General features: G+C 58.7%; 12 protein-coding genes. 2 read left to right on the forward strand and 10 right to left on the reverse strand.

Annotated elements, in window-relative coordinates; translation table 11 throughout:
• Positions 1–474: glycerophosphodiester phosphodiesterase family protein (locus GM672_RS26205; RefSeq protein ID WP_260115706.1), on the reverse strand; the 474-nt coding region annotated here is incomplete at its 3' end.
• Between the two features lie 89 nt (positions 475–563).
• On the opposite strand from GM672_RS26205, the gene GM672_RS26210 reads away from it, so the two are divergent.
• On the forward strand, positions 564–1,817 hold the full coding sequence (locus GM672_RS26210) for a CaiB/BaiF CoA transferase family protein (protein ID WP_155473461.1): 1,254 nt from the start codon (positions 564–566) through the stop codon (positions 1,815–1,817).
• A 138-nt stretch (positions 1,818–1,955) separates the two neighbouring features.
• On the opposite strand, the gene GM672_RS26215 is transcribed toward GM672_RS26210, so the two are convergent.
• Both GM672_RS26215 and GM672_RS26220 read right to left on the reverse strand, forming a co-directional pair.
• The gene (locus tag GM672_RS26215) at positions 1,956–2,282 is read right to left on the reverse strand and encodes a hypothetical protein (RefSeq protein ID WP_155473462.1); all 327 of its coding nucleotides are present in this window, start codon (positions 2,280–2,282) and stop codon (positions 1,956–1,958) included.
• Between the two features lie 116 nt (positions 2,283–2,398).
• Positions 2,399–3,628 carry an MFS transporter gene (locus GM672_RS26220; RefSeq protein ID WP_155473463.1) on the reverse strand — a complete coding sequence of 410 codons (1,230 nt, stop codon included), beginning with the start codon at positions 3,626–3,628 and terminating at the stop codon, positions 2,399–2,401.
• Between the two features lie 98 nt (positions 3,629–3,726).
• Here GM672_RS26220 and GM672_RS26225 point away from each other — a divergent pair, with 98 nt between their 5' ends.
• The gene (locus GM672_RS26225) at positions 3,727–4,626 is read left to right on the forward strand and encodes a LysR substrate-binding domain-containing protein (protein ID WP_155473464.1); all 900 of its coding nucleotides are present in this window, start codon (positions 3,727–3,729) and stop codon (positions 4,624–4,626) included.
• Positions 4,627–4,640: 14 nt separating this feature from the next.
• On the opposite strand, the gene GM672_RS26230 is transcribed toward GM672_RS26225, so the two are convergent.
• The 7 genes from GM672_RS26230 to GM672_RS26260 form a co-directional block, all read right to left on the reverse strand.
• A complete protein-coding gene (locus tag GM672_RS26230) occupies positions 4,641–5,249 on the reverse strand; it encodes a hypothetical protein (RefSeq protein WP_155473465.1) in 609 nt (202 codons plus the stop codon).
• The gene (locus tag GM672_RS26235) at positions 5,246–5,788 is read right to left on the reverse strand and encodes a hypothetical protein (RefSeq protein ID WP_155473466.1); all 543 of its coding nucleotides are present in this window, start codon (positions 5,786–5,788) and stop codon (positions 5,246–5,248) included. The genes GM672_RS26230 and GM672_RS26235 overlap by 4 nt, the downstream gene beginning before the upstream one ends.
• A gap of 169 nt (positions 5,789–5,957) precedes the next feature.
• Positions 5,958–6,224, reverse strand: a complete 267-nt coding sequence (locus tag GM672_RS26240) for a PAAR domain-containing protein (RefSeq protein WP_155473467.1) — start codon at positions 6,222–6,224, stop codon at positions 5,958–5,960.
• 5 nt (positions 6,225–6,229) lie between these two features.
• Positions 6,230–6,844: a hypothetical protein gene (locus GM672_RS26245; RefSeq protein ID WP_155473468.1), complete on the reverse strand. Its 615-nt coding sequence runs from the start codon at positions 6,842–6,844 to the stop codon at positions 6,230–6,232.
• 172 nt (positions 6,845–7,016) lie between these two features.
• Positions 7,017–7,487: a hypothetical protein gene (locus GM672_RS26250; RefSeq protein WP_155473469.1), complete on the reverse strand. Its 471-nt coding sequence runs from the start codon at positions 7,485–7,487 to the stop codon at positions 7,017–7,019.
• 911 nt (positions 7,488–8,398) lie between these two features.
• Entirely contained in the window at positions 8,399–8,908 is a 510-nt protein-coding gene (locus GM672_RS26255; protein WP_155473470.1) for a hypothetical protein, read from the reverse strand.
• Between the two features lie 79 nt (positions 8,909–8,987).
• A complete protein-coding gene (locus GM672_RS26260) occupies positions 8,988–9,347 on the reverse strand; it encodes a hypothetical protein (protein WP_155473471.1) in 360 nt (119 codons plus the stop codon).
• Positions 9,348–9,689: the final 342 nt, after the last annotated feature.

The following is a 9,689-nucleotide window of genomic DNA, read 5'->3' on the forward strand; positions in this document are numbered from 1 at the left end:
GGCCGCGCGCAGGGCGGCGGCGCTGAAGGAGGACAGCAGCGGCAGTTTCGCCAGGTCGCTCTCGCCCGCGAACAGGCGCCGCGCCGTCTCGGCCACCCAGCGGCCGGTGGCCTCGTCGTGGCCGGGCGCCGGCTTGATCTCGACATTCATCCAGATGCCGTGGCCCTTGCAGAATTCGGCATACGGCACGAACAGGGGCACGGGCTCGCCCGCGAAAGTGGGGCCGAACCAGCTGCCTGCATCCATGGCGGCGATGGCGGCGGCGTCCGTCGTGGCGATACTGCCCTGCCCCGGCAGGGTACGGCCGAAATCCGGGTCGTGCATGACGACGCCGATGCCGTCGCGCGACAGCATCACGTCGAATTCGACGGCGTGATACCCGTGGCGCAGGCCGGCCGCCAGCGCGGCGAAGGTGTTCTCCGGTGCCGTGGTGCCGCCCCCGCGGTGGGCGATCATGGTGAGGTAGGGCCACATGCCGTGACACTACCACGGCTGGCTGCGCGGGTACAGATAGGCTAAGCTTCGCACTTCCCATGACAACCCGATAACAACGAGACAAACCGATGGATACCACCACCAACGTCGCAAGCGCCCGGCCACGAGCCCTGGGCCATATCCGCGTGCTCGACCTGTCGCGCGTGCTGGCCGGCCCCTGGTGTTCGCAGAACCTGGCGGACCTGGGCGCGGACGTCATCAAGATCGAACGCCCCGGCTGCGGCGACGACACGCGCGCCTGGGGCCCGCCCTACGCCAAGGACGCCGAAGGGCGCGACACGCGCGAAGCGGCCTACTACCTGGCGGCCAACCGGGGCAAGCGCTCCGTGACCGTCGATATCGCCACGGAAGAAGGCCAGGCCCTGATCCGCGCGCTGGCGGCGCAGTCCGACGTGGTGCTGGAGAACTACAAGGTGGGCCAGCTGAAACGCTATGGCCTCGACTACGAGTCGCTGAAAGCCGTCAAGCCGGACCTGGTCTACTGCTCGGTAACGGGCTTCGGCCAGGACGGCCCCTACGCCCACCGCGCCGGCTACGACTTCCTGATCCAGGGCATGGGCGGCCTGATGTCCGTCACGGGCGAACGGGACGACCTGCCCGGCGGCGGCCCGCAGAAGGCCGGCGTGGCGCTGTGCGACCTGATGACAGGCATGTACGCGACGATCGCCATCCAGGCCGCGCTGATCCACCGCGACCGCACGGGCGAAGGCCAGTACATCGACATGGCCCTGCTGGACGTGCAGGTGGCGATGCTGGCCAATATGGGCAGCAACTACCTGAACAGCGGCAAGGCACCCAAGCGCTGGGGCAACGCCCACCCAAACATCGTGCCCTACCAGACCTTCGCCTGCGCCGACGGCTACATCATCGTCGCCACCGGCAACGACGGCCAGTACGTCAAGTTCGTCGAGGCGGGCGGCCGGCCGGAACTGGCCACCGATCCCCGCTTCGTCACCAACCCGCTGCGCGTGCAGAACCGCGACATCCTGGTGCCGCTGTTGGCGCAGATGGTGCTGGAAAAAGGCCGCGACGAGTGGATCGCGCTGCTCGAATCGGTCGGCGTGCCGTGCGGCCCGATCAACGACCTGGACGACGTGTACAAGAATCCGCAAGTGCAGGCACGGGGCATGGTGGTCGACGTGCCCCATCCGACGGCCGGCAGCACGAAGCTGGTACGCAGCCCGATGCGCCTGTCCGCCTCCCCGGCCGACGTGCGCACGGCACCGCCGACCCTGGGCCAGCACACGGAGGAAGTGCTGCGCGAGCTGCTGGGCCATTCCGCCGAGGACGTGGCGGGCCTGCGCGCGCGCGGCGTGCTGTAGGCGGCACAAGCAAAAAAAGCCTGCCCCGCGCGAGCGGGAACAGGCTGAAAAGGCGTCCGCGCCGGCACGTCACGCCAGGTGCCGGTGCGCGCCCCTGATGCGCGATGCGGCTGGACGGGCGGGCGGAACGCTCCCCCATCAATGCAGTTTCTGCTTGAAGTCGATCAGCTCGTTGTGCAGGTGGTTGACGGCGGACTTCATCTGGCCCGACAGCGGCAGCCCGCTGCTGCACACGCGCCGCGCGCGGGCACCCAGCACTTCCATGTCCTCGATCAGCTTGACGATCCGGCGCGGCTCGCGCAGGGCGAGGATTTCCGTGATGCGGTCCGATTGGCGGTCCAGCTTCTGGATATAGTCGCGCAGCTCGCCGGGCAGGTTGCGCTCGGCGGACAAGGCCTGGGCGGCGTGGCCGACGGCCAGCTGCAAACTGCTGAGACGGCTTCGGATTTCCTGTTCTGCCAGCATGATCCCCTCCGTGTCTGGTGCGGTACCGGATTGCACCGCTGACCATTGGAGGGGCCTGCCGTGGGAAGGTTGCATGGGCTTGCCATTCGTTTGAGCAGGCTCAACGTTGCGAGCCATCAACCCGCCGCCAGCGCGCCTTCCGGTGGCGCCAGCGGGGCCAGGCCGCGCAGCCGCAGCGCGATCAGCAGCGCCCCGCCCAGGCAGGCCGCCAGCAGCGCGACCACGCCGTTCCAGCCGCCCCAGGCCCACAGCAGCCCGCACAACCAGCCCACCGCGCTCGAGCCCAGGTAGTAGAAGAACAGGTACAGCGCCGAGGCCAGTGCCTGCGGCGGGGCGGCGCGGCGCCCTACCCAGCTGCTGGTGATCGAGTGGGACGCGAAGAAGCCGAACGTGAACAGCGCCATGCCGGCCACGATGACGGGCAGCGACTGCGCCAGGGTCAGCAGCAGCCCGGCCGCCATTACCGACATCATGATCCACAGCACGCCGCGCCGGCCCAGCTTGTCCGCCAGGCGACCGGCCCAGACGGAGCTGAAGATGCCCAGCAAATACAGGAAGGAAATGCCGCCGACGACGCCCTGGCGCAGGTGGAACGGGCCGCCCAGCAGCCGGTAGCCGATGTAGTTGTAGGCGCTGACGAAGCAGCCCATCAGCAGGAAGGCCAGGGCGAACAGCCATGGCAGCCCGGCATCGCCGAAGTGCCGGCGCAGGCCCATGCCCAGTCCGCGCAAGCCGCCACCGTTGGGCCGGAAATGGCGCGACGCGGGCAGGCTGCGCCAGAACTCGCAGGCGGCCAACAGGCCCGCCACGCCGATAACGGCCATCGCCACGCGCCAGGAGAGGAAGTCGGACAAGGTCGACGCCAGCACCCGCCCGAACATGCCGCCGAAGGCGCTGCCGCTGATGTACAGGCCCATCGACAGGCCCAGCGAGGAAGGTTCGATTTCCTCGCCCAGGTAGGCCATGGCGATGGCCGGCATGCCGCCCAGCGCCAGCCCCAATAAGGCGCGCATGGCCAGCAACTGGCCGTAGCCGTCGGCAAAGGCGCAGGCCAGGGTCATCAGGGCCGCCGTTGCCATCGCCCCCACCATGATGGGTTTGCGGCCGATGCGGTCCGACACGATCGAGGACAGCAGCAGCGACACTGCCAGTGCGCCCGTGGCGATCGACAGCGACAGGCTGCTCTGGGCCGGCGTCAGCGCGAACTCGTGCGCCAGCAGCGGCATCAGCGGCTGCACGCAGTACAGCAGCGCAAAACAGGAAAAGCCGCCGAAGAACATGGCGCGGTTGCTGCGCTTGAAGTCGGGCGTGCCGGCGGCGATTCGGGAGGAAGCGGTAAGGGACATTGCAGACCTTGATAAAGCAGTTGAAGGCCATCTTAGGATTGCGCTGTATTACTGTCTAATATATATTTGAGGCGTTATTAATACTTAAAACCGATAACATGGAACTGCGTCACCTGCGCTATTTCGTAGCCGTGGCCGAGGAGCTGAGCTTCACGCGCGCGGCCGAGCGCCTGCATATCGGCCAGCCGCCGCTGAGCCAGCAGATCCAGGCGCTGGAAGCGGAAGTGGGCGCCCTGCTGCTGGAACGCAGCAAACGGTGGGTGCGCCTGACGGAAGCGGGCAAGCTGTTCCTGGCCGACGCGCGCCGCATGCTGGCGCTGGCCGAGCAGTCGAAGGAGACGGCGCGCCGCGCGGCCCGGGGCGAAGCGGGCGAGTTGCGCGTGGGCTTCACATTCTCCACGCCGTTCACGCCGCTGTTCGCCACGGTAATCCGGCAATACCGCCAGCAGTTCCCCGGCGTGGCCCTGACCCTGCACGAAATGGCCACCCTGCCCCAGCTTGCGGCACTGGAAGCCCGGGCGCTGGACCTGGGTTTTGTCCGTTCCGTATCGGTGGCGGTGCCGGAGGCGGTAAAGCTGACGACCTTGCAGCACGTGCCGCTGCGCCTCGTGCTGCCGGCCGATTCGCCGCTGGCACGCAAGAAGACGGTGGCCGTCAAGGACCTGGAAGGCCTGCCCTTCGTGATGTATCCGCAAAACGCCGGCACCGGCATCTACCCGCAGATCTTCCGGCTGTGCCGCGAAGCGGGCTTCGTGCCGCAGATCGCCATGGAAGCGGGCGAAGCGTCCACCATCATCGGCCTGGTCGCCGCCGGCATCGGCATCTCCGTGCTGCCCAGCTCATTCGACCGCATCCGCATGGAAGGCGTCGTCTACCGCCCCCTGGCCGACCCCGCCGCCACGACGACGATGATGCTGGCCCAGCGCGTCGAGGACGGCAATCCCCGCGTCGACGCCTTCGTCGCGCTGGCCGAAGCGGCCGCCGTTGCCCACCGCTGAGCTCGGACTGATGCTTACGGAGGGAGCGCGATGGCCTCGAAGGGAGCCAGTTCCGCCAGCGCGCGCTGCTTTGCTTCGCCGTCGCCGTTGCGCAGGACATCGAGCCAGCGCTCGTGGTTGGCTTCGTCCGCTTCGGTGACGCGGGGAACTTCGATGGCGTGCAGGTAGCGCCAGCAGGCCCGGAACTGGGCATCGTCGCAGGTCTCGGTCAGGATCGCCTGCCGGAGGAAGTGGTACGTGGTGGCGTTCATCGGCGTGCCGGCGATGGAGTCGATCACTTGCGGCCGTACCGAGTCCGCGTAGGCGGGATAGTCGTCGATCATATGCTGCTGGTAGCGCAGGTCGCCTGAATATTTCACCAGTTCGCGCTGCAGCCAGTGCACGCCCGAATAGCCGCCACCGCGCATGCCGGGTTCCAGCGCCTGCGCCACCGCCATGGCCTTTTCCCCGTCGAGGAAGAACAGCCAGTCGGCAGCCCAGGGCAGCTCCTTCACGAGCAAATCGAAGACCTCGACCTTTTCGCCTTCGTCCAGGCCGACAAAGGCGTCGCGGCTGTAGCCGTCCGCCTTTTCGCTGCCGGTCGCACGGTATTGCTTGAGGAAGGCGTCGAATGCCCGGGTCATGGCTTCATCGTCGCCCGGATGGCGCGCAAGGTCGCGAGCTTCCGACGAATCGTGTTGACCTGCGTTTCATCGAGCTTGATGTGGAAATCGACCCAGTCACCTTCGGTATTGCAGACATGGTTCCACAGCCGCTTCACGTGCAAGGTCGTGCCATCGAGCCTGGCGTCGAGCAGGCTGATTTCCAGCGAGCCGTCGTCGCGGAAGGCATACCGGGCGGATGGGTCGCGGGATACGGCGCTGTCCCAGCTTTGTTTTTGGGAAGGCGATGCGGGCAGCATCCTGAAGCGAAACGCTTCATCGACAACGCATATCAGCACGCGGATTTCTTCGCACAGGAGGTGGACGCGCTCTTCGCCGGTGTCGCGCAAGTACTTCGAGTTCGCCGCATAGTCCAATCGGCAGACAACGTCGTACCAGGCGTGCAGCGTTTCGACGGCGCCGAGCTGCGCAAGGAAGGGGTTTGCTTCGAGATCGTGCAGCGCCCGTAGAAGTTTGACGAGGTGGCCAGCGGTATCGTTGAAATTGTTTGGCGATGCCATGTGAGTCTTTGGTGCGTCGAGTTTCACGCAGAATACGATCAAGCGGAACACATAAATCAGCTGACACCTGCATCATCCAGCGCTCGCGTATAGATTGACCGGAAGAATACTGGTCGGTTGCCAGGAAAGCTCTATTTCAAGTAGCTATCGCCATTCGATCCGGGCGATGCTACCCATGCGTCGCCGTCACAAGGCTGGCAATCAAGGTGCAGCCACATGCGCCACGATGACCATGTAATGCGACCTTACGGCCGCCAATCAAGAAATTGGCAGCACCCTCCACGATAACGCTGACTCCGTGCCCCGGCATCGGGCAAATCAGCTTATCGCCAACGCGCGCGATGCCTATACCAAGGATGGTATGAGTGGGAGAAGCCGTGACGACACGTCCCCCATGAGAAGTCATGTCGCCCAGCCTGACTATTGGCAAACCCATTAAAGTCAACCTCCTTCATCGTGATCAACGGCCAATTCTTCCAGCTCCTTGAACGCGCGCTCCTTTATCGGCAAATCATCGCCACGCAGATTTCTATATAACCTTAAATATTTCTTCTCGCCGACCGAATCCTCATCTACTCCAGAGCATTCGAATAATTTATTCACCGCATGGATTAGCGGCAGAAGTTCAGTCTCCACACGAATCATCCCGCGAAGTGTGGATTTTAATTCGTCGCGATTCAGCGCAGGAACATAATAAGCCGCTAATGATCTCAAGCGATGATCGGGATCCTTCATATAACGGATAAAAATGGATAGATATTTATCACCCTGCGCCCTCCTACCTAGATTCCATGCTGCCGCAATTTCAGCTTCTTTACCCAGCGCCCGCTCATTCAATAAGCGCTCAACCACCTCGACGGCGCGTTCAGAATTTGCTCTAAAGAGCCCGTGGATGCTTTCCTCGGTGCCTCCCACGCTGACAAGCTTCAGAAGATAGCTGAACGCCATGTCTCGCTCTTGCTGAGTCATATCTGCAAAATAGCTTTTATCGAGGCCGTCTAGCCGCTCCTTGTTATGCAGTGAGAAGAATTTAAGAAATACATCATACCGGCTCATTGCAACAGCCTCGATCGGACTTAGATGCTTCGCTGCGTACTGTTAAGAACTGCTGTCGTGCACTTCCGAATCTCTGCAAGCGCCCTCAATTTTACTTCTACATTCCCGTTACGCAGTTCATTTATAAGTCTTTTATAATTCCTCTCATCGGCTTCAGTTTCACGTGGGAACTTTATTGAAAAAGCAAATTTCTAATTGCCGCCATTACCGCATAATCAACGACCTCAACTAATATCACTTCTTCTAGAAATTTTAATTTAGCCTCAGTTGTTGGCGTAGAACCAATCGAGTCTACTACTGCGGGCCTTAATTTATCGATGTAGTGCGCGTAATCCTCCATCATGTGATCTTGGAATATCATGTCACCTGTATGTTTAATTAGCTCCTTTTGCAACCAGTCAACACGGCGGTAAGGATCCCCTCTCCATTTCGCTTCCAATTCGCGAGCGATAACTGTAGCCTTTTCGGGATTAACAAAGAAAAGCCACTGAGCGGACCAGGGCAATTCGGTCTGCAGTAATCGGAAAATTTCTAGCTTCTCTGCATCTTCCAGACCTATTAACATATCAAGAGTGTAGCCATCAGCTTTTTGACTACCGATGGATTTATATTGTTCCATAAATTTATCAAAAGCGACACTCATCGCACTTCTCCGAACGTAGCTATTGCCTCACCACCCCTATTTCGCACAGTTTTCCTATTGATACCTATACCAAAGGTGGTCATGATCAACGGCTAACTCCTACAGTTCCTTGAACGCACGCTCCTATATCTGAAAATAGTCGCTATGTAGATTTCCAGATAACTTTGAATACTTCTTTCACCGACCGATCCTCATTTCTGCTAAAGCATTCGAATATTTAATCACAGCGTGGATTAGCGGCTGAAGCTCAGTCTCCACACGAGCCATCCCGCGAACCGTGGATCTTATTTCGTCGGGATTCAGCCCAAGAGCATAATCAGCAGCCAATGATCTCAACCGATGATCGGTATCCTTCATATAGCGGATAAAAGTGGATAGATATTTATCACGCTGCCCCCCTACCTAGATACCATGCTGCCGCAATTTCAGCTTCTTTACTCAGTGCCCCTCATTCAATAAGCGCTCAACCACTTCGACGGCGCGTTCAGAATTTGCTCCAAATAGCCCGTGGGTGCTTTCCTCGGTGCCTCCAGCGCTAACAAGCTTCAGAAGATAGCTGAAAACCATGTCCCGCTCTTACTGAGTCATATCTGAAAAATTGCTTACACCAGGGCCGTCCAACCGGCCCCTTTGCTGAGCCGGGAAAAGATCTATTAATCTTTAATAATTATTCAAAGTGTCGGTACGCATTCCGATTCTAAAACTCGCTGCGATACGGAGGAGCACTCCTGGGCGATGCAGTTTTTATAACCTCAAAAAGACATTATACAATCCAATTGTGTAATCTACATCGCATTTTTCGCCCGTACCCTTTAAAAAAATCAGCCCACCTACTTTATTTCTTGGCTCTTTTATTTAGGCATACCCTGACCTTACCCCCCACACACCTTCTAATAATCATCTCGCCGCATTTATTTTCTGGATTTCTCCAACTGTTTAAAGATTCTTTCTTTCACATGCAGATCATCACCTTGAAGCCCCCTATAAAAATATGAATATTTCTCCTTCCCAACCGTAAGCCTGCTTACACTATAACATTTCAATAATTTTTCTACAGCGTGAAGAAATGCCAATTCATCCGTTTCAATTCGAATAATCTGTTGCAAACGAGAAATTAAATCATCCCTCATTGCTGCTGGCACGTAACGTGCCGCTTTGGCTCTAATAGAAGCATCCGCGCTATCCATCGAAGAAAGAAAAACCTTGAAGATCTCTTCACTATGTTCAGACTTGTAGAGATTCCATGCAGCTGCAAGTTGCGCTGCGGGCCGTAGAGATCCAGATTTCAGAAGTGGCCCGACAGATGCTTTCGCCCGCTGCGGATTCACCAAAAAAATTCCATGAACACTTTCTTCTGACCCACCTTTCTTCACGATGTCTAATAGGAATTCGAAAGCCATCCCCCGCTCATCATCGGTCATGTGCCTGAAATAACTCTCATCCAAACCGTCAAGCCGTTCCCTATCAGTCCTCGAAAAAAACTTTAAGAACTTTTGATACTCAGTCTCCATCTCGCCCCCAAGAAAGTAGTTCCTCAATCTCCAAGCTGCCGAGTGTTCTTATCTCGGAGTTGGGCTCCAACACATGAATTACAATTTCATCGACATTGCCCAGCTCTCGATTTCTCATAATCACTGGCTTTTCCTTGTTATACCATACGGTGTTTTCATTTTTCAATTTATCTGGAGTCTGTACCACGTTTACCCGCCCCCTTAGTCCTTTGGCAAATTTGGTTGACACATTATTCCACAGATCGCTGGAATACGGTCCAGGTAGCCCACTAGCATCATTCCATGGAAACTTATTAACTTTTTCCCATCCATCAATTACCCGACCACCAGCAGTAGTTTCTAGGGTCACCCCGCCAATCTTTTCGGCGAGAGCCCTTGCCGCATCTGGTTTTCCAGTTTCTTCTGCTTGCCTCGCTGTACCCGACCAACACACTCCGCCATTTTTTGGAGCGGAAACATCTAAACGCTTGATGAACTCATCCCACGTATCAGTTGGTTTTTGTGGGATATGGGGCTCAAGTATGTCTTGTGCTTCCTTGATTTTTGCTTTCTTGAGGCCGATGTCTGAGGTGCACTGTCAATAGTGGACACGTCCGTTTCAAGCAGCCAGCTTCTGTCTGCTGAATTCTTCGGCAAACGATGCTGGCGATAGATACCCGAGACGCGAGTGGCGCCGCTGGCGGTTATAGAA

It is taken from the genome of Pseudoduganella buxea (assembly GCF_009720835.1).
GTDB lineage: Bacteria > Pseudomonadota > Gammaproteobacteria > Burkholderiales > Burkholderiaceae_D > Rugamonas > Rugamonas buxea.